Annotated in this window: 21 protein-coding genes; all 21 read left to right on the top strand. The window is 51.5% G+C overall.

Annotation, left to right across the window (positions count from 1 at the left end; genetic code table 11):
- Nucleotides 1–19: 19 nt before the first annotated feature.
- The 21 genes from BM181_RS07555 to secF all read left to right on the top strand — a co-directional run bounded on the left by BM181_RS07555 (nucleotide 20) and on the right by secF (nucleotide 18,643).
- A complete protein-coding gene (locus BM181_RS07555; protein ID WP_075443518.1) occupies nucleotides 20–2,269 on the top strand; it encodes an amino acid carrier protein in 2,250 nt (749 codons plus the stop codon).
- 19 nt (nucleotides 2,270–2,288) lie between these two features.
- The gene (locus tag BM181_RS07550) at nucleotides 2,289–5,090 is read left to right on the top strand and encodes a hybrid sensor histidine kinase/response regulator (RefSeq protein WP_075443517.1); all 2,802 of its coding nucleotides are present in this window, start codon (nucleotides 2,289–2,291) and stop codon (nucleotides 5,088–5,090) included.
- A gap of 25 nt (nucleotides 5,091–5,115) precedes the next feature.
- Nucleotides 5,116–6,480, top strand: coding sequence for a GGDEF domain-containing response regulator (locus tag BM181_RS07545; protein WP_075443515.1), 1,365 nt, complete (start codon nucleotides 5,116–5,118; stop codon nucleotides 6,478–6,480).
- Nucleotides 6,481–6,755: 275 nt separating this feature from the next.
- Nucleotides 6,756–7,349 (top strand): type IV toxin-antitoxin system AbiEi family antitoxin domain-containing protein, encoded by a 594-nt coding sequence (locus tag BM181_RS07540; protein WP_075443513.1) that lies wholly within the window; start codon nucleotides 6,756–6,758, stop codon nucleotides 7,347–7,349.
- Entirely contained in the window at nucleotides 7,346–8,197 is an 852-nt protein-coding gene (locus BM181_RS07535; RefSeq protein WP_075443511.1) for a nucleotidyl transferase AbiEii/AbiGii toxin family protein, read from the top strand. Before BM181_RS07540 ends, BM181_RS07535 begins: the two co-directional genes overlap by 4 nt.
- Nucleotides 8,198–8,634: 437 nt before the next feature.
- Complete coding sequence (locus BM181_RS15765) at nucleotides 8,635–8,877, top strand: SHOCT domain-containing protein (protein WP_371263017.1); 243 nt, start codon at nucleotides 8,635–8,637, stop codon at nucleotides 8,875–8,877.
- A gap of 198 nt (nucleotides 8,878–9,075) precedes the next feature.
- Entirely contained in the window at nucleotides 9,076–9,312 is a 237-nt protein-coding gene (locus BM181_RS07525; RefSeq protein ID WP_075443508.1) for a hypothetical protein, read from the top strand.
- Nucleotides 9,309–9,566: a hypothetical protein gene (locus BM181_RS07520; protein ID WP_075443506.1), complete on the top strand. Its 258-nt coding sequence runs from the start codon at nucleotides 9,309–9,311 to the stop codon at nucleotides 9,564–9,566. The genes BM181_RS07525 and BM181_RS07520 overlap by 4 nt, the downstream gene beginning before the upstream one ends.
- Entirely contained in the window at nucleotides 9,547–9,924 is a 378-nt protein-coding gene (locus BM181_RS07515; protein WP_075443504.1) for a hypothetical protein, read from the top strand. The genes BM181_RS07520 and BM181_RS07515 overlap by 20 nt, the downstream gene beginning before the upstream one ends.
- A gap of 190 nt (nucleotides 9,925–10,114) precedes the next feature.
- Nucleotides 10,115–10,498 carry a hypothetical protein gene (locus BM181_RS07510; protein ID WP_256211322.1) on the top strand — a complete coding sequence of 128 codons (384 nt, stop codon included), beginning with the start codon at nucleotides 10,115–10,117 and terminating at the stop codon, nucleotides 10,496–10,498.
- Between the two features lie 161 nt (nucleotides 10,499–10,659).
- Nucleotides 10,660–11,121: a YaiI/YqxD family protein gene (locus BM181_RS07505; protein WP_075443502.1), complete on the top strand. Its 462-nt coding sequence runs from the start codon at nucleotides 10,660–10,662 to the stop codon at nucleotides 11,119–11,121.
- A 316-nt stretch (nucleotides 11,122–11,437) separates the two neighbouring features.
- Nucleotides 11,438–11,722 carry a DUF1653 domain-containing protein gene (locus BM181_RS07500; protein WP_075443563.1) on the top strand — a complete coding sequence of 95 codons (285 nt, stop codon included), beginning with the start codon at nucleotides 11,438–11,440 and terminating at the stop codon, nucleotides 11,720–11,722.
- Between the two features lie 26 nt (nucleotides 11,723–11,748).
- Nucleotides 11,749–12,495: an NAD-dependent protein deacylase gene (locus BM181_RS07495; RefSeq protein ID WP_075443500.1), complete on the top strand. Its 747-nt coding sequence runs from the start codon at nucleotides 11,749–11,751 to the stop codon at nucleotides 12,493–12,495.
- Entirely contained in the window at nucleotides 12,492–13,007 is a 516-nt protein-coding gene (locus tag BM181_RS07490; RefSeq protein WP_075443498.1) for an O-acetyl-ADP-ribose deacetylase, read from the top strand. Before BM181_RS07495 ends, BM181_RS07490 begins: the two co-directional genes overlap by 4 nt.
- A 294-nt stretch (nucleotides 13,008–13,301) precedes the next feature.
- Nucleotides 13,302–14,420 carry a tRNA guanosine(34) transglycosylase Tgt gene (gene tgt, locus BM181_RS07485; RefSeq protein ID WP_075443496.1) on the top strand — a complete coding sequence of 373 codons (1,119 nt, stop codon included), beginning with the start codon at nucleotides 13,302–13,304 and terminating at the stop codon, nucleotides 14,418–14,420.
- 15 nt (nucleotides 14,421–14,435) lie between these two features.
- A complete protein-coding gene (gene yajC / locus BM181_RS07480; protein WP_075428180.1) occupies nucleotides 14,436–14,723 on the top strand; it encodes a preprotein translocase subunit YajC in 288 nt (95 codons plus the stop codon).
- Between the two features lie 2 nt (nucleotides 14,724–14,725).
- Nucleotides 14,726–15,316, top strand: coding sequence for a 5-formyltetrahydrofolate cyclo-ligase (locus BM181_RS07475; RefSeq protein WP_075443494.1), 591 nt, complete (start codon nucleotides 14,726–14,728; stop codon nucleotides 15,314–15,316).
- Between the two features lie 9 nt (nucleotides 15,317–15,325).
- Complete coding sequence (locus BM181_RS07470) at nucleotides 15,326–16,036, top strand: PP2C family protein-serine/threonine phosphatase (protein WP_075443492.1); 711 nt, start codon at nucleotides 15,326–15,328, stop codon at nucleotides 16,034–16,036.
- Between the two features lie 16 nt (nucleotides 16,037–16,052).
- Nucleotides 16,053–16,406 (top strand): hypothetical protein, encoded by a 354-nt coding sequence (locus BM181_RS07465; RefSeq protein ID WP_075443490.1) that lies wholly within the window; start codon nucleotides 16,053–16,055, stop codon nucleotides 16,404–16,406.
- An 88-nt stretch (nucleotides 16,407–16,494) separates the two neighbouring features.
- A complete protein-coding gene (secD, locus tag BM181_RS07460; protein WP_173372360.1) occupies nucleotides 16,495–17,730 on the top strand; it encodes a protein translocase subunit SecD in 1,236 nt (411 codons plus the stop codon).
- Nucleotides 17,723–18,643: a protein translocase subunit SecF gene (secF, locus tag BM181_RS07455; RefSeq protein ID WP_075443488.1), complete on the top strand. Its 921-nt coding sequence runs from the start codon at nucleotides 17,723–17,725 to the stop codon at nucleotides 18,641–18,643. Before secD ends, secF begins: the two co-directional genes overlap by 8 nt.
- Nucleotides 18,644–18,813 lie beyond the last annotated feature (170 nt).

The following is an 18,813-nucleotide window of genomic DNA, read 5'->3' as shown; positions in this document are numbered from 1 at the left end:
AGGGGAGACTGGGGACTTTATGGAAACCATTATGCAAATCAATGGTGTGGTAAATAACTTTGTCTGGGGACCTCCGGGGCTTACCCTGCTGGTCGGGACAGGGATTTATCTGTCCATTCTGCTTAAACTGCCGCAGATCCGATATTTTTTTCCGGCATTAGCGGAAGTGATGCGGTTCCGGAAGAAACGTGAAGAGGATAAGGCCATTCCTGCTTTTGCGGCAATGGCAACGGCGCTGGCTGCGACGGTGGGGACTGGCAATGTCGCCGGTGTGGCAACAGCGCTTCATCTGGGAGGCCCTGGGGCGCTGGTATGGATGCTCATTTCCGCGTTCTTTGGCATGTGCACGAAATTTGCGGAGGTCACGCTGGCTGTACATTTCCGCAAAAAGGATGAGCATGGCGACTGGCGTGGCGGGCCGATGTATGTCCTGGAGTATGGGCTCGGGGCATGGGGCGGCATATGGAAACCGTTAGGCAAGCTGCTGGCCGTCCTGTTTGCCGTGTTTGTCCTCATGGCTTCGTGGGGGATGGGGGCGGCCGTTCAGGCAAATTCTGTCGCCGAGGTGCTCTTCATGGGCTGGGATGTGGATCACTTGTACAGCGGCGTCATGATGGCCGTGGCGGTAGGGCTGGTCATCATTGGCGGCCTTACGAGCCTGTCCCGGGCAGCTGTGCTTGTCGTTCCCTTTATGATCGTTTTTTATATGGTAAGTGCTGGCATCATACTGGCGGGGCATGCAGCGCAAATACCTGCGGTTATCGCCAATGCATTCCAGATGGCTTTTCAGCCGGAGCCATCTGTCCTGGCAGGAGGCGTGGCGGGCTGGTGTGTGATGGAAGCCATCCAGCGCGGCATTGCCCGTGGTGTCTTTTCCAATGAGGCCGGGATGGGCTCTGCTCCGATGGCTTATGCCACGGCAAGCAGTGCCCATCCGGTTCAGATGGGGTTCTATGGCATTGTGGAAGTGTTTGTAGACACGTTTGTCATTTGCACGATTACGGGCCTGGTCATTCTTGTGACCGGGACGATGACGTATGCACCGGAGCTTACCGGCGCGCAGCTGGCGCTGCGGTCTTTTGAACTGGCGCTGGGAACGGCCGGCAAGTATCTGCTTTCCATCGGCTTGATACTTTTTGCGGTCACGACGATCCTCGGCTGGTATTGGTACGCAGAGACGGCAGTGACGTATCTCTTGGGTGTGCGGTTTAAGTCGGTCGTGAAACTATTGCTGCTGGTGATGATAATCTTTGGCGCTTCAGGCCTGCAGTTATTTGACGCCTCGGGCTATGAATTCCTGAATAATATCTGGAATATCTCGGATACGCTCAACGGCCTTATGGCACTTCCCAATCTGATTGGCCTGCTGCTGCTTTCCCTGACGCTCCGGCGCATCGTCAGGGATTACGATGGGCAAAAGGCAGAGGATATGCCGGCAGAAAAGCCATGCATCAAGGAATGGAAGGGCAAGCTGGTGCTGGCTGCCTGCGCAGTCTTATTGCCATTTGTCATAGCTGCCTGGAAGGGCAGCGGACAGGAGACGGTTCATAGGCAGGATGTTTCCCTGCAAACGGTAATGGAGAGCGGGCAGTTTGTCTTTGGCGTGGATGCTAGTTTTCCGCCGATGAGTTATACGAATGATGATGGTGAGCTGGTCGGATTTGACATCGATTTGGCCCGTGAGATTTGCTCCCGGATGGGCGTTGCGTGTGTGATGCAGCCCATCGCCTGGAACGACAAGGAAGCGGAGCTGGATAGCCGCAGGATAGACTGCATCGCCAGTATGTCGGTGCTCCCGCAGCCGCTGGAAACTATGTGCCTGTCGGAAGCATATGTCAACGATAATCTGGTTTTTGTCGTTCGTGGCGATAGCCGCATTATGTGGATGCGTGATCTCAAAGGAAAGGTATTGGGGGTACAGATTGGTTCCACTACCTTTGATGCCCTTCAGGCGTCGGAACTATACAAGGAGGTCACCGTCGTTCCACTGGCAGATAATATGGCAGTCCTTCAACAGGTAAGGGAGAAAAAGCTTGATGCAGGACTGGTGGATTCGCTGGCCGCCTTTTATTTTATCCGTTCGAGCAAAGACCGTTATTTTATCCTCCCGGACAGCCTTAGCGAAGAGGATTTGGCGATAGGCTTCCGTATAAATGACAAAGAGCTGCGCAATAAAGTGCAAAAAATCCTCAGTGAAATGAAGGCGGATGGCACGTTGGGAAAATTATCCCAAAAGTGGTTTGAAAGCGATATTATGATTGTCCGCTAGCTCTGTCAGGAGGAAGAAAATGGATGCAAAAAAAAGGAAAAAAGCCGATTCTGTCCTGAAGCGGGTAGACGTGACAACGATTATCCTCTTGTTTTTCCTGGCAGTGGTCATGGCTTATTACACGATGCTTCAGTCGGAGATGAAACAGAATATCATCGCCGAACGGGAACTTATTGCTACCAAATCAGCCAATCAGATCAATGCATATCTTTCCACAGGCGTGGATATCATAAGTGTGGCCTCCTACACCATGGATGACATGATCCGCAAAGGGCGCTCCCACGAGGAGATACTTGAATTCCTGCGGAATCAGTCGGCTGCTACCGAGCATATCACCAAGGGAAATTCGGAGGGGATATATGCTGTCGTAGAGGGTGTTTTCCTCGATGGAACCGGCTGGACGCCTTATGTTGGCTATGTCCCGCAGAAACGTCCCTGGTATGACAGTGCAATCGCAAACATCGGACAGGTCGCTGTCGTCGACCCTTATCTTGATGCGAAAACCAATACGATGATGATTACGCTGGCCAAGTCGCTTTGTGATGTGAAAAGTGTAGCGGCGATGGATTTTTCGCTGGGGTACCTGCAGAATATGACGGAGGAACTGGCGGCGAATGGCGATTCGGATATTGAAATTGTCATTGACCGCAACTACCAGGTGGTAGCCCATTCCGACCGTGGGGAAGTGGGGAAAAGCTATCTTAACGAGGAAGACACGTTCGGCCGGGCACTGGTCGATAAGCTGCGCTCTTCGGAGGAAAGATATTTTTCCCTCCGGTATGGCGATGCGGAGTACATCGTTTATACGATGCCCGTGGCCAACAGCTGGCGCTGCCTGTCGGTGTTTGATGCGACCTACACCTTTGCCCAGCTTAGGAGAACCTTGGTCTTGACCATTTTTGTGCTGTTGCTGGTGGTTTCTATCCTATTGTTTATTATGACCCATTATGAGCAGAAGGCCCGGCTGGCCCAGGAGTATAACCAGAAAGCAGAAAATGCAGCCGCAGCTAACGAAGCCAAGTCGGCGTTCCTGTCGAATATGTCGCACGAAATACGCACGCCAATCAATGCGGTGCTTGGGATGAACGAGATGATCCTGCGTGAGAGCAGTGAGCCGAATGTTATCGAGTATTCAGAAAATATCCGTACAGCGGGCAATACTTTGCTGGGGCTTATCAACGATATCCTTGATTTTTCCAAGATCGAGGCGGGAAAGCTGGAAATCCTCCCGGTCGAGTATGATCTTTCCTCCATGCTGAACGATTTGGTGAATATGATCCATACCCGCGCTGACGCCAAGGGACTTACTCTTGTGGTGGATTTCGATCAGGAAACGCCCAAATGCCTCGTCGGCGATGAGGTCCGCGTCAAACAGGTCATCACGAATATCCTGACCAATGCGGTGAAATATACGGAAAAAGGCAGTGTGACGCTTACCGTAAGTTTCGAGCGCATTGCAGATGCGCCGGACAGTGTGCTGCTGGTGGTGGCTGTCAAGGACACTGGCATTGGTATCAAGCCGGAGGACAGGGCAAAACTGTTTTCCAAGTTCGAGCGTATTGAAGAAAGGCGCAACCGCAACATAGAAGGCACAGGGCTTGGCCTGGCCATCACACTGAACCTGCTGGAAAAGATGGGGTCTATCCTGGAAGTGGAAAGCACGTATGGTGTGGGCTCGACGTTTTCCTTCAAGCTGCGGCAGCGCGTGGTCAAGTGGGAGCCGTTGGGCGACTACAAAGCCGCGTATCAGGCACTGCTCAAAGGCCATAAGAAATATCAGGAGAAATTCACGGCACCCGAGGCTGCGGTCCTGATGGTGGATGACAATCCGATGAATCTGACCGTGTTCAAAAGTCTTATCAAGAAGACGAAAATCAAGGTCGATACAGCGGGCAGTGGCGATGAAGGGCTGCTGCTGGCTCAAGCGAAGAAATACGACATAATTTTCCTTGACCATATGATGCCGCACAAGGATGGGATCGAAACCTTGCAGGAACTGAAGCAGCAAGAAGATGGGGCAAACAGGGATACGCCGGTAATTTGCCTTACGGCCAATGCGATTTCTGGTGCAAGAGAGCAATATATCGCGGCTGGTTTCGATGACTATCTGACCAAACCCATTGATGCAGGCCGCTTGGAAGATATGCTGCTTGACTATCTGCCAGAAGGGAAAATTCGGGCGGCAGGAGCAGAAGCGGCCGTGCAGCAGGAAACGCTGGCGATACCGGAAAGCCTGGCCCCGCTCAAGGGACTAGCCTGGCTGGATCTTGCGCTTGGTATAAAAAACAGTGGTTCTGTGGAAGGTTATCTGCCGCTTTTGAAGATTTTCTATGATTCCATTGAGGAAACGGCTGCGGTCATCGAGGGCTTCTATGCCGAGCGCAATCTAAACGACTATACCATCAAGGTGCATGCGCTCAAGAGTTCGGCAAGGATTATCGGAGCCAAGGACTTTGGCGAAGAAGCACAGCTGCTGGAAAATGCGGGCAAGGCCGGGAATATGGACTATATCCGGGCGCGTCATGCGGATTTTCTTGAGACGTATCGGGGGTTCAAGGCGCAGCTCGCGGTGGTCTTTGGCAGTGGACAGCCTGCGCTGGAGGCGGAAAAGCCAGAGGCAGATAAAGAGCTGATGGAAAGTGTTTACGAAGAATTGCGGGCGGCGGCAGAGGAAATGGACTGCGACCGCCTGGAAGATATTTTTACGGAAATGGAGGCGTATTGCATTCCAGCGAAGGAGGAAGAGCTCTATCAGAAACTTAGACAGGCTGCTGCGCATTATGATTATGATACCATTGTGACGCTGCTTGACGAGCAATAAGACGGGAAGAAGATAGGTGATAGCTATGGGATATTGGATTGTAGTAGTGGATGACGATGCAATGGCGCTGACACATGTCAAAAATATCCTGCGTGAGCAGGATATGCGTGTCAGCTGTCTGCGCTCTGGGCGGGATCTGTTGAAATTCATGACGAAAAACGCGCCGGATCTTGTCCTGCTCGATATTCAGATGCCGGAAATGGACGGGTTTGAGACCTATCAGGCCTTGCGGCACATAGAAACGGATGCGGGGCGGGAGCCGACACCTATCATTTTTTTGAGCGGCATGGAGACCAGTGAGGCGGAACAGCGCAGCCTTGAACAGGGTGCCTCTGATTTTATCCGCAAACCTGTCCATAAGGAGATACTTGTCAAGCGTATCTTGAATGCTGTCAGACATACCAAAGATATCGAAAACCTGAAAGAAGAAGCGGCGGTTGACAAGCTGACTGGTTTTTTGAACAAAGCAGCAGGAACGGTCAAGCTGACAAAGCTCTGTGAAGAGCGGGCCGGTATGCTGATGATTTTCGACCTCGACAATTTCAAGCAGGTCAACGACATTTATGGGCATAGCATGGGCGATAAGTTTTTAGCGGCTTTTGCCGATGTGATCCGGCGCAATATCCGGGCACAGGATGTTATCGTAAGGATCGGCGGGGATGAATTCATGGGCTTTTTCGGCAACATGAACGAGCAAAATGCGCTAAACAGCCTGCATCAGCGACTCAATGGCCAATTGCTCAAAGAAGCCGTGAAGCTAACAGGCGATGGTTTTGCAATCCCGCTGAGCATTTCGATAGGCGCGGCCCTGGTGCCGGAACACGGACGCGACTATGAGATGCTGTTCCCGTTGGCAGACAGTGCGCTCTACAAGGTAAAACAAAGTGGCAAGAAAGACTGCAAAATCTATGGCCAGGGTGAAGATATTGCGTTAGCTGGTGACAGTGATATCAAAAAAGAGTTTGCCCACATCACCCAGATTGTCGAGAACTGGCACAGCCGCGGCGGGGCGTTGCTTTTGAATCTCGAACAGTTTGCGCTGTTCTATCGTTTCATCCGCCAATTCTACAAACGCTATGGCGGCCTGGCCGTCAAGCTGATGTTCATCCTGACAGAGGATGATACTGCCGGGGCACATCCCCATAGTCTGCTGGAGTCTGCGGATAAGTTCGGGCTCTGCTTGCAGGATACGCTGCGCAAAAGCGATATGATTCTTCGGAATAAGCCCAATCAGTTCTTTGTGTTCCTGCAGAATCTCTCGGAGGAAGATTTCCCCATCGTGTTCCAACGCATCATGGCGGCGTGGCAAGACGGGGAGCATCATGAGGGGATACGTATCGAACATCTTGCAGAATTCGTCAGCTATGAGAAAGAAAACTATGATAAGTGAAGCATTGGCGGCTGGGCATTCCTGATCGTACAAACGGCACGGGCAAAAGTCCCGTGCCAATTTTTGTTTTTATGGTAAATGAATGGACAAAATCATAGCCGAATTGATACAGGAATATAGAGTGTGAAACACCTCGAACCCCTATGAAATAAGGGGCTTCGAGGTGTTTTTGTGTTATTAGGAAGTCGCATAAGGCGGTGGGGTGAAGGGAGATATTGAAGCATTTACTTTCTTGCTAATTTGAATTATGATATTAGCAGGAAGGGAGTGGTAGCGTGAAAGCATCAGAAAAGCTCGATTTGCTTTTTGAGAGAAATAATGGAATTGTCAAAACGGCTCAGGTTCTGGAAAATGGCATCACAAAAACATCTTTTTACGCCTATGCCAGACAGCGTGGTATAGAGCAGGCAGCACATGGAATCTATGTTTCGCCTGATGCCTGGACAGATAGCATGTATATGCTGCACCTGCGCTGCAGTCAGGCCGTATTCTCTCACGAAAGCGCATTGTTCTTCCATGACCTGACTGACCGGGAACCAAGTCCATATTCGGTCACTGTAAAAACAGGCTATAATCCTGCCAGCCTGAAGGCTGATGGAATCAAAGTCTATACCATCAAAAAAGAACTGCATGATGTAGGACTTATCATGATGGATACGCCCTTTGGCAATGCTGTCCCTGTCTATGATGCAGAACGCACCATCTGCGACCTGATTCGCAGCCGCAGCAGCATTGAAATGCAGACATTTCAAGATGCACTCAAGCAGTATGCAAGGAGCAGGGAGAAAGATTTGCGTAAGCTGATGCGAAATGCAAAGATGTTTCATGTAGAAAAAATTTTACGACAGTACTTGGAGGTACTTTTATGATAAAGACAGCCTGGCAGCTCAAAGACCGGATTCGCAATCTCGCCAGAAGCAAATCAGCAGATGCGCAAGTTTTGATGAGAAACTACATGATGGAGCGATTCTTGGAACGCATTTCAGTTTCAGAGTATCGTGACAAATTCATTCTCAAGGGCGGAATGCTGGTAGCGGCAATGATTGGTCTTGAGTCCCGCGCAACTATGGATATTGACGGCACCATAAAAGGCATCAATGTCAACGTTGAGGATGTAGAGAAAATGATCGCTACTATTGTTTCAGTGCCAATGGATGATGGCGTGGAATTTCAGGTCAAGCGAATCTCGGAGATTATGGATGAAGCTGAATATCCTGGCATACGTGTAAGTATGGAAACAAGGTTTGATGGCGTAAGGACACCGCTTAAAATTGATATCTCAACCGGCGATGCAATTACGCCCCGTGAGGTACGGTACAGATTCAAGCTGATGCTGGAGGAGCGATCCATTGATATTTGGGCGTACAATCTGGAAACTGTTCTGGCAGAGAAGCTGGAAACGGTGGTATCCCGTTCGATAACCAACACGCGAATGAGGGATTTCTACGATTTGCACATGTTAAGCCAGCTTTACGGTCAAACTATTGTTCCAGCTGATCTTAGTGCAGCACTTACTGCAACGGCTCGGAAAAGAAATACGGAGAAATATCTGGCCGATGCGGTTGCTGCTCTTGATGAGATTGAAGCTGATATGAATATGGTGAAACTCTGGGCAGCTTATCAAAAGAAGTTCTCCTATGCTAGTGATGTAACATGGAATTCAATTATGACTTCTGTTCGCAGCCTTTTCAAGCTGGTGCAGAGCGTGAAGCAATGAGATTTATTGTCAATATTACTGCTGTCCACTGCGGTTTATACTGCGATGGACTTATTTTTTTCCCATTTGGATTATAGCGTTGACTAAATGCCGTTGTTGAGTGATAAATTATGGTAAACCTTGGAAGGAGTGAATCGGCATGACTGACAATGTAAAGAAAGATATCACACAACTTAGAATCTCTGGGATGGGCTATGGCAGGTTTTTCCGTCAGCTGGGCATACCGCTTAGTACGGTTAAGTTTTATTGCATCAGAAATAATGTACCGAGCAAAGCACGGGGGCAGGTATGCCTGCAGTGTGGACATGCGATTGAGCCTGGGCAGACCAGTAAAAGAAAGAGATTTTGCTCTGATGGTTGCCGGATAAGGTGGTGGAATCATCATACGCAGCTGATGAAGGCAAACGCCGTATGCGTTCACTGCGGAAAAGAATTTCATGGCAGGTCAGGACGTAAGTATTGTTCGCATCGGTGTTACATTGCAGAAAGGTTTGGTGTTAAAGATGACTCGGAGAATGTTACGGCGTGAAGCCCGCTATCAAGTGATAATGGTGGTGCTAAGGTCATTTCTACGGCAGAGGCTTATAAACAAGCGAGAATACAGAATGGCTGAGACTATGATGATTAAGAAGTATCGGCCGGCTTCAGGGACGCTGTTTTCTGACCTTGTGCTGATTTAATGCCAGTACGCGAACAGTGTAAAATAGCCAGAATAGCTGGATCTGCGGTGGCATTAGCGAATTTTGATAAAAGTAGAAGATTTGGCTGAGAATGAGGGAGTAACTGCTATAAAGCTTACAAAATAGATTCTTCCCCATTCCAAACCTATATGATATGCTTATCAGAAAGAGAGAATATCTGTTGGAGGAGGGGAGCCAATGCGCGACGAGCATTTAGAGAAGAACAACCGCAAGAAGAACGCTGAACATCGCAGGCCGTACAGAGGAGCGAAAGCCGTTGACTTATGGTGCCGCAACCATGGCAGATGCTCGTGGTGCGAGGAGAACCGCCTTTACAGTCGGATAAAGGGCGAGATGTCGCAGAAGGAGCAGGTCGAGGAGTTCTATGCAGACAAGCAGGATACCAACTTGCAGAAAGGGGGAATCGGAAGTTGAGAAAGAAGCAACTTAGGAAAGTGTACGGTGGCCGTCACTACAAGAAGAACCAGGTCTGGAACCTCGTGGACTATCTGGCTAAGGATATAGCTAACGGTGTCCGCCAGTTCCGCCACATGGACAGGTATGGCGTTCCAACCAAGGAGGATGGCTACCCGATGACAGAGGAAGAGTGGAACGCCGTTCGTCAAGTACATCGGTGCATTGTGGGACTGAGGTTTAGGAGGCACAAGCATGGGCAAATCATTGGTTGAATTGCTGGACGATATGGAGAGTGCCAGACTTGCCAACATAAAGGAAGGGCAGAGGAACAACGCCATCGTGAAGAAAATCTTTTCTAGCGTGGGGACGGATGCCTGGCCGGAGAACAGGGAGAATCTGCTGAACGGACTAAACAGCATATATAGACACATGGACTGGGGCAAGAGCATGGGACACGGCATCTTCTCGGCTGAGTTCTTCAAAGAGATTCCTGAGCTTTATGAGTCCTTGCCGCCAGCAAAGCAGCAGGAAATAGACGGCGTGTTCCTTGAACAGCCTGACATTCGGGAACGTATAAAACGAATGGAGTGGACGGTGCTGGACTTTTTGAAGTCTGAGGCGGAAGGATAATAACAACTGCTCGGAGGATTGATGCGGATGTAAAACAGCGTGGTGGTAGAGGAAAATTAAAATTTAGGGATTTGGTTGGCTGTCTGGCAATATGCTGGGCAGTCTTTTTGGTACGGTAATGGTAGAGAACAGCCCTTCTGTGGTGTATAATGATTATTGTAAAATTCTAAGAACGGACAGGAGTTTTTAGTTGAAGGTGCTGAATTTTTACGGCGGTGCAGGTATCGGTAAGAGCACCATCGCCGCAGATATTTTTTCAAAGCTGAAGCGCAAGGGGCATAAAACGGAGCTGGTAGGTGAATATGCAAAGTGGCTCTGGTACCAGAATGCTACGGACATAGTGCAAGACCAGCTGTATCTCTTTGCCGAGCAGGTGCATAGGCTGAAGACGCTGGAGCGGTATGGCGTGGAGTATGCGGTCTGTGATTCGCCCCTGCCGCTGAACATCATCTACAACAATACGCCGGATGAGCTCTTTGACCAGCTGGTGATGCACGAGCATGCCAAGTTTGACAACGTTGAGTATCTGCTCCACAGGAATGACGAATTCATCAGCATTGATGGACGGAAGTAAACCAATCTGGAGCTGGCTAAGATGAAGGATGAGGAAATCAAGGCCGTCCTGGATGGAGCGGGTATTGGATATGCGGTCATATCGCCGTGGGAGACAGACAAGGTGCTGCTTGATTTGAAGATGAAGTGAGAATAGGATCATCTGGAGGGAAATCTTGTCTGATGCGTATTTACGTTGATGCTGACGCCTGCCCTGTAGTGAAAGAAACGGAGCAGGTAGCGAAAAAATATGGCGTAGCCGTTACGCTCCTATGCGACACCAATCATGTGCTGCATTCGGCTTATAGCGAAGTCGGGGTAATCGATGCCGGAGCGGATGCGGTAGACCTTGCTCTTGTCAATCTGTGTCGGACAGGTGATGTTGTGGTAACCCAGGACTACGGCGTGGCGGCGATGGCGCTGGGAAAGGGGGCCTACGCCATACATCAGAATGGCTGGCAGTATACTGTTGAAAACATCGACCGCCTGCTGATGGAGCGTCATATGGCGAAAAAAGCCAGACGAGCAAAGAAGAAAGTGCATCTGAAAGGCCCAGATAAACGCACCAGGGCAGATAATGAGAAGTTTGCAGATGGGCTGGCTCATCTGTTGGAGATGGCGAGGAATAGCGATGGATTGGTTTAAACTGGAAATATACATACCAGAATCACATTTTTCTATGTTGCAAAGTGCGTTGCAATCCGTTGATGCCGGGCATATTGGCAATTACGACAGTTGCTTGTCTTACTCGCGTGTCAAGGGTACATGGAGACCGCTTCAGGGAGCCAGCCCGTATAATGGAACTGAAGGCACAGTGAGTGAGGCAGAGGAGCTCAAGGTAGAGGTCAATGTCAGCAGCGACAAGCTGAACAGCACCTTACGGGCTATAAGAACTGTCCATCCCTATGAAGAACCAGTCATAAATGTCATCCCACTATGTGCGCCTAGGGAGGAAGTGTTGATGGAAGAAATGAAAGAAAATCAGGAGCAGCGGCGATTGCTCGGTGCCAAGTATCGCAGGGCAATACCGCAAAGTGGAGAAGTATGGCACCACTTCAAGAATAACGAGTATAAGATTGTGGCGTGTCCTGTCATGCACACAGAGTCGCAGGAGATTTACTGCGTGTATCAGGCACTCTATGGCAGTTATGGTATATACTGTCGGCCACTGGATATGTTCATGAGCGAGGTTGACCACGAGAAATACCCGCAGGCAGGGCAAAAATATCGGTTTGAGAAAAAATGATTGTACCATGATGGAGGTGCCAGACAATGAGCAAGATTGATGAACTGGCGAGAATTATGGCCACCAGTTCCAATATGGTATTCTTTGGCGGTGCCGGTATGTCCACCGAGTCAGGCATACCAGACTTTCGCAGTGCTGACGGTATATACAACCAAAAACTTAACCGAAAGTTCAGCCCGGAAGAGATGGTATCGCACACCTTTCTGTGTGACCACCCACATGATTTTTTTTACTTTTTCTTTGCCAAGATGGTATTCCTTGATGCCAAGCCCAATGCAGGGCATTATGCTTTGGCTGATCTGGAAAGCAAAGGAAAGCTGCTGGCAGTGGTCACTCAAAATATAGATGGCCTCCATCAAAGCGCTGGCTGTGAAAGTGTGTGCGAACTGCATGGCTCAATTATGCACTGGCATTGTATGGACTGCGGCAAGCAATATGCACTGGAATATGCCCTGCAAAACCAGCCGGTTCCTATTTGTAAAGACTGCAGCGGCATCGTGCGGCCAGATGTGGTTTTATATGAAGAAGCACTCAATGAACTGGTAATCGAAGCCGCTGTGCGGGCAATTCGCAAGGCTGATACGCTTATTGTAGGCGGCACTTCGTTGGCTGTGTATCCAGCGGCAGGCCTATTGGATTATTTTCGGGGCGATAATCTGGTGATTATCAATAAAACTGCTACCAAGGCAGATATGAGTGCTAATCTGGTCATTCGGGAACCAATAGGCAAGGTGCTGAGTGCAGCGGTTAGGAAAAACGGAGGTGCGGTATGACCGTAATCAGAACTGAGTTAGGAGACATTACAGCAAAGCATTACGCCGATGCAATTGTTAATGCTGCCAATGAGAGCCTGCTTGGCGGCGGTGGTGTTGATGGAGCTATCCATCGGGCGGCAGGCCCGGAGCTTCTAGCAGAGTGCCGAATGCTCAATGGCTGCAAAACGGGACAGGCAAAAATCACCAAGGCATACAGGTTGCCATGTAACTATGTAATTTATACAGTAGGGCCGGTATGGCATGGTGGTACTCATAGTGAGGCAGAACTGCTGACCAGTTGCTATCGGCATTCGCTGGAGCTGGCCATGGAGTATGGTATCCGTAGCGTGGCTTTTCCATCAATTTCAACAGGGGTATATTCGTATCCCGTACAACAGGCAGCGGAAATTGCAGTACAGACGGTTAGGGCAGTCGTAGAGGAACATCCGGAGGCATTTGACGAAATTCTGTGGGTATTATTCGATGAGCGAACAAAACTGGTGTATGCAGGAGAATTGCAAAAATGTTAAACATTGAGACTTGTATAGGGAGAGAGGGGGCGCGGGCAAAGTCCCGTGCCAATTTTCTTGTATTCCCTTCTTATTTTATGGTAGAATGATTAGTATGTGAGTTCGTAGAGGTTGCAATCAGATAAGGTATGCTCTGGGACATTGTCCCGAGGATACTGCAAAAGGCTCGGAACTTAGTCGTAGCAAGGCTTCTCGGTACTCGCACACGAATACACTTTTTTGAACCCCCCTTGGGCGTTTCCAAAGGGAAAAGTGTGTTTGTATCAAAATTATTCAACAAATGGAGGTTTTTGTTTGACAGCGATTACCTATGAATTGATTCGCAAAGATGAAAAGACGGGGGCGCGTGCGGGTATCATCCATACGCCGCATGGCAGTTTCCCTACACCGATATTCATGCCGGTCGGCACACAGGCGTCGGTCAAGGGCGTAAGCCCCGACGAGCTCAAGGATCTGGGAGCCGGCATTATCCTATCGAATACGTATCACTTGTTCCTGCGTCCGGGCATGGAGCTTGTCAAAGAGGCCGGCGGCCTGCACAAGTTCATGCATTGGGACCGCGCGATCCTGACCGATAGCGGCGGGTTCCAGGTGTTCTCGCTTGGCGATCTGCGCAAGATTACCGAGGAGGGCGTGACGTTCCGTTCGCATATTGACGGCTCAAAGAAATTCCTGTCGCCAGAGGTATCGATGCAGGTGCAGATGTGCCTGGGCTCCGATATCGTCATGGCTTTTGATGAGTGCGTGCCGTATCCGGCCGACCATACCTATGCGTTAAAATCCAGTGAGCGCACGCTGCGCTGGGCTGAGCGCTGTAAGAAGACGATGACGGCACTGAACCAGGGCCTCTTCGGCATCGTGCAGGGCGGTATGTACAAAGACCTGCGCAAATGGCATGCCCAGGCACTTGTTGACATGGACTTCCCAGGCTATGCGGTCGGCGGTCTTTCCGTCGGCGAGCCGCCCGAGCTCATGTACGAGATGCTTGACTATTCGACGTCGCTTCTGCCGGAGAACAAGCCGCGTTACCTCATGGGCGTCGGCACGCCGGATCATCTCGTCGAGGGTGTCATGCGCGGCATCGATATGTTCGACTGCGTCTACCCGACGCGCGTCGCCCGCAATGGCATGGCGATGACCTGGACGGGACGCCTCGTCATGAAGAATGCCCAGTTCACCCATGACCACAATGTCATGGAGGAGGGCTGCGGCTGCTATGCGTGCCGCAATGGCTACACGCGTGCGTATATCCGCCATCTGGTGCGCGCTGGCGAGATCTTCGGCCTGCGGCTCCTGTCGCTGCATAATCTCTACTTCCTGGAAGAGTTTGTGCGCCGCATGCGCCAGTCCATCATCGATGGGAAATTCACGGAGTTCCGTACGGACTTCCTGAATAACTATAACAAGAAATAAAGAGGAGTTGATTTTATGAGTCCAGAAATGGCAGCTGCCCTCGGCACTTGGGGGCCAATCATCATCATGGTAGCGATTTTCTATTTTTTGCTGTACCGTCCGCAGAAGAATGCGCAGAAACGCCGCATGAGCATGCTGGACAGTCTCAAGACGGGCAACCGCGTCATGACGATTGGCGGTATCTACGGCACGATTGTCGCCATCGACGATACGAAGGTCGAGCTGAAGATCGCCGAGCATACGGTCATCGAGGTCGCCCGCTCGTCCATCAACGCCAACCTCACGCAGGATAAGCAGGCCTGACGATGACGGCTGTGATAAAGGCGGCCAAGAAAGCCCTGCGGGCGCAGATGACCGCGCGGCGCAAGGCCTTGACGCCGGAGTGCCGCGCGGCGGCAAGCCAGCAGATGCTCCAGAAGCTCTATGCGCTGCCGGTTTACCAGCGGGCGGAAACGGTGTTCCTTTATGCCTCGATGCCCGATGAGGTGCAGCTCTATGACCTTATGGAGCGGGCATTGGCCGCTGGCAAGACCGTCTGCCTGCCGCTTATCACGGGCAAGGGGACGATGGCGGCTGTGCGCCTGCCGTCAATGGCGGCACTCGTGACAGGTCAATTCGGTATTTTGACCGTTGACAAGTCAAAGCGGGAGCTGGTGGCGGCAGAATGCATCGATCTTATCATCGTGCCCGGTGCTGCTTTTGACCGGTCAGGGCACCGTCTGGGCCTTGGCGCTGGTTTTTATGACCGGTTCATGACCGAAAAAGCGCCGCAGGCGTACCGCTGCGCGCTGGCGTTTGCCTGCCAGCTGGCAGCAAAGGTGCCTGTGGAGCCGCATGATGCGCTCGTGCAGCACATCATCACGGAAAAGGAGAGCTTTACCATTACGCAAAGGTAAGTGATTGTTATGGAAATCAAGATTGGCCTGGCTAAAACGGCCAAATACGCCATGGAGGTCTGCGGCGATTCCTGTGATATCGCTGAGCGTCCGCATGGCGGCATATCCGCCATCATCGCCGATGGGCAGGGCAATGGGCTGGCCGCACATCATACGAGCGGCTGGGTCGTCAATAAGGCGGTGCAGCTGATTACCGATGGCGCGCGCGACGGTGCTGTGGCCCGCGCGGTACATGACTATCTCTATGCGATGAAGGACAAGAAGGTGTCGTGCACACTGACGGTCGTCAGTGCGGATCTTGACACCGAGACGGCAGTCATCAGCCGCAATTCGAACTGTCCGGTCATCGTCAGGACGGAAGACTACGAATCGGTCTATGATGAACCGGTCGAACCGATCGGCGTCAACCGGCATATGAAGCCGCTGATGTACGAAATCCCGCTGGAGGCGGGCATGCTCATCGTCTCGTATACCGATGGCATTGCCCATGCGGGCCGCAAGCGTACAGGGCATGCGGCTGACTTTGACAAAATAATGGAAATCGTCCGCAAGAATAAGGCAGAAGATGCAGCGTTCATCGCCAAGAGCATCATGGACTATGCATTGACGCTGGATGCGGACAAGGCTTCGGATGATATGACCGTTCTCGTTCTCGGGGTAACGGAGGGCTCGTCCAATCCGCCCCGCATCGAGCAGATAGAGGTCACGTATCCCTATTGATAAGGAGGGGATTCCCATGAAGATCGCAATCGTTGGTGTCTGTGCCTCGGGCAAGACTACGCTTGTCGCGGGGCTTCGCGCCGCTGGCTATGATGCCTACAACGTCGCGCAGGAACATTCCTGCATCCACAATTTCTGGGCCAAGCGCCAGCCGGATATCGTCGTCATGATCGATGCGACGATGCCGGCAATCCGCAAGCGACGGCAGGTCTTCTGGGATGAATCACGGCTGGTCACACAGCATAAGCGCCTGGCAGATGCCAGAGCGCACGCTGATCTCTACATCCAGACCGATTCGCTGACTGTCAAGCAGGTACGCGATAAGGTCATAGCCTTCATCGAGGCCAAGGAAGCAGGTAAGTCTGCGTGATTTACCGTGCCTGCTTTTTAGATAAAAGTAAATCTGGGAGCGATGCTCCCGCAAGAAAGGGTTGAATCCGTTGAGAAAAGACAATCTCATCAAATTGATTGTCTGCGTCGTTGCTATTATCGGCATTTTCGTCGCCTGCGTCAAACCACTGGCATTCTCTATCCGCCAGGGCCTTGACCTGCAGGGCGGCACGCATGTCGTACTCGAGGCAGAGGACACAGATATCGCAAAGGTCAACGATGACGCCATGAACCGCGTCGTCACTATCATGGAAAAACGCGTCAATGCGCTGGGCCTTACTGAGCCAATCATCCAGCGCGAGGGAAGCCGCCGCGTCATCATCGAGCTGCCGGGTGTCAAAGACCCGGATGCCGCGATCAAAACGATCGGTAAGACGGCAATGCTCGAATTCAAAGATGAGGAAGGCAATACCGTTTTGACGGGTACTGACCTTAAAGATGCGCAGGCAGCTACGAACCAGAACAGCGGCCAGCATGTCGTAAACCTCGAATTCTCCGATGAGGGTGCGAAGAAGTTCGCAGATCTCACGACAAAAAATGTCGGCCGTACGATTGCCATCCTGCTCGATGGCGAGGTGCTGACGGCGCCGAACGTCCGTGAGCCGATTCTCGGCGGCAAGGCCGAAATCTCCGGCCAGAAGACGCTCGAGGAGGCACAGCAGCTCGCTGTCGTCCTCAGAAGCGGCGCGCTGCCGGTCAAGGTCAACATCATCGAGACGCGCACGGTCGGCCCGTCCCTTGGTCAGGATTCCAAGGACAAGTCCACGTTTGCGTTTGCCGTTGGCATTGGCGCTGTCCTCGTATTCATGATCCTGTTCTACCGTCTGTCGGGCTTCATTGCTGACGTAGCGCTGATGGCTTACACGGTCATGCTGCTTGGTCTTTTGTATCTGCTCGATGCTACGCTGACGCTTCCTGGTGTCGCCGGTATCATCCTGTCGATCGGTATGGCCGTTGATGCGAATGTCCTGATTTTCGAGCACTTCAAAGAGGAGTACCAGATTCAGGGCAAGACGTTGCGCCTGTCGATGGACGCTGGCTTCAAGCGTGCGTTCACGACAATCTTTGACTCCAATATCACGACCATCATCGCGGCCGGTGTCCTGTTCTTCCTCGGCACGGGCACGATCCGCGGCTTTGCCATCACGCTGGGGCTTGGTACGATCCTGTCGATGTTTACGGCCATCACCTTGTCACAGTACATGCTCAAGCTCATGATCAATTCGAAAATCGCAGAGTCTCCGAGCGCTTATGGCGCCAATGGCTATATGCTTTGGAAAAAGGAGGATCTGAAACATGAATAAGCTCAATCTGGCTGGACACAGAAATCTGTTCTTCCTCCTTTCGGCCATCATCATTGCCGCTGGTATTGCCTGCATGTGCATCCGCGGCTTCAACTTCGGCATTGACTTCACGGGCGGTACGATTATCGACCTTAAATTCGAAAAGCCGGTAACGATTGCCGAGGTTCGCTCGAGCCTGGCTAAATACAACCTCGAGGGCTCGACGATCCAGCTTTCGGGAGAAAACGGCGCAGCGACCGATGCAACGATGGGCGAGAATGTCATGATCCGCACGGTTGACCTCGAGGAAAACCAGCGCAAAGATGTCATGGCAACGCTCAAGTCCGATGTCGCTGACTATCAGGTACTGCGTGAGGAAAAAGTCGGTGCTACGATTGGCGGCGAGCTTATCACCAATGCGGTGCTTGCACTTGTCGTTTCGTGGGCACTGATTATCCTCTATGTCGCCTATCGTTTCGAATGGCGTTTCGGTGTGGCAGCAGTCCTGGCACTCGTACATGATATCCTTATCGTGCTCGCGGTATTCTCGTTTACGCAGCGCCAGATCGATTCGTCCTTTATCGCGGCGCTCTTGACGGTTGTCGGTTACTCGATCAACGATACCATCGTCATCTTCGACCGCATCCGCGAGAATCTCAAGCTGCACTTCCGCCGTGGCGGCAACATCGATACGCTTGTCAACACGTCGGTTTTCCAGACGCTGACGCGTTCGCTCTACACGGTCTTCACGGTCATGTTCACGACGTTTGCGCTCTACTTCTTCGGCGGCGACACGACGAAGGACTTCGCCTTTGCCCTGCTCGTCGGCTTCGGCTGTGGCTGCTATTCGTCCATCTTCATCGCCAGCCCGCTCTGGATTGTCTTCCGCAACTGGGGCGAGAAAAAACATAAGACAAAAGTGGTAACGGAATAAATACATGAAAAGGCGCCTAGAACTCACACGGGTTCTAGGCGTCTTTTTGTCTGCTGCGGAACCAGTATGCCTTAGCGTGTCGTATCTGCTGCGCTGGGATGACAGCGGGTTGACAGGTCAGAAGTTGACTTGTCAATGGGGTACGGCAGGTTGACAAGTCAATCTGCCGT

The sequence above is a fragment of the Pseudoselenomonas ruminantium genome (genome assembly GCF_900113715.1).
Classification (GTDB): Bacteria; Bacillota; Negativicutes; order Selenomonadales; family Selenomonadaceae; genus Selenomonas_A; species Selenomonas_A caprae.
Note: the sequence above shows the minus strand (reverse complement) of the source record. Positions and strands in the feature narration are given on the sequence as shown.

Coding starts and splice junctions, on each gene's coding strand:
- BM181_RS07555 (WP_075443518.1), top strand. CDS start 20: ATGGAAACCATTATGCAAATCAATGGTGTGGTAAATAACTTTGTCTGG.
- BM181_RS07550 (WP_075443517.1), top strand. CDS start 2,289: ATGGATGCAAAAAAAAGGAAAAAAGCCGATTCTGTCCTGAAGCGGGTA.
- BM181_RS07545 (WP_075443515.1), top strand. CDS start 5,116: ATGGGATATTGGATTGTAGTAGTGGATGACGATGCAATGGCGCTGACA.
- BM181_RS07535 (WP_075443511.1), top strand. CDS start 7,346: ATGATAAAGACAGCCTGGCAGCTCAAAGACCGGATTCGCAATCTCGCC.
- BM181_RS15765 (WP_371263017.1), top strand. CDS start 8,635: ATGGCAGGTCAGGACGTAAGTATTGTTCGCATCGGTGTTACATTGCAG.
- BM181_RS07525 (WP_075443508.1), top strand. CDS start 9,076: ATGCGCGACGAGCATTTAGAGAAGAACAACCGCAAGAAGAACGCTGAA.
- BM181_RS07515 (WP_075443504.1), top strand. CDS start 9,547: ATGGGCAAATCATTGGTTGAATTGCTGGACGATATGGAGAGTGCCAGA.
- BM181_RS07505 (WP_075443502.1), top strand. CDS start 10,660: ATGCGTATTTACGTTGATGCTGACGCCTGCCCTGTAGTGAAAGAAACG.
- BM181_RS07500 (WP_075443563.1), top strand. CDS start 11,438: ATGGAAGAAATGAAAGAAAATCAGGAGCAGCGGCGATTGCTCGGTGCC.
- BM181_RS07495 (WP_075443500.1), top strand. CDS start 11,749: ATGAGCAAGATTGATGAACTGGCGAGAATTATGGCCACCAGTTCCAAT.
- BM181_RS07490 (WP_075443498.1), top strand. CDS start 12,492: ATGACCGTAATCAGAACTGAGTTAGGAGACATTACAGCAAAGCATTAC.
- yajC (WP_075428180.1), top strand. CDS start 14,436: ATGAGTCCAGAAATGGCAGCTGCCCTCGGCACTTGGGGGCCAATCATC.
- BM181_RS07475 (WP_075443494.1), top strand. CDS start 14,726: ATGACGGCTGTGATAAAGGCGGCCAAGAAAGCCCTGCGGGCGCAGATG.
- BM181_RS07470 (WP_075443492.1), top strand. CDS start 15,326: ATGGAAATCAAGATTGGCCTGGCTAAAACGGCCAAATACGCCATGGAG.
- BM181_RS07465 (WP_075443490.1), top strand. CDS start 16,053: ATGAAGATCGCAATCGTTGGTGTCTGTGCCTCGGGCAAGACTACGCTT.
- secF (WP_075443488.1), top strand. CDS start 17,723: ATGAATAAGCTCAATCTGGCTGGACACAGAAATCTGTTCTTCCTCCTT.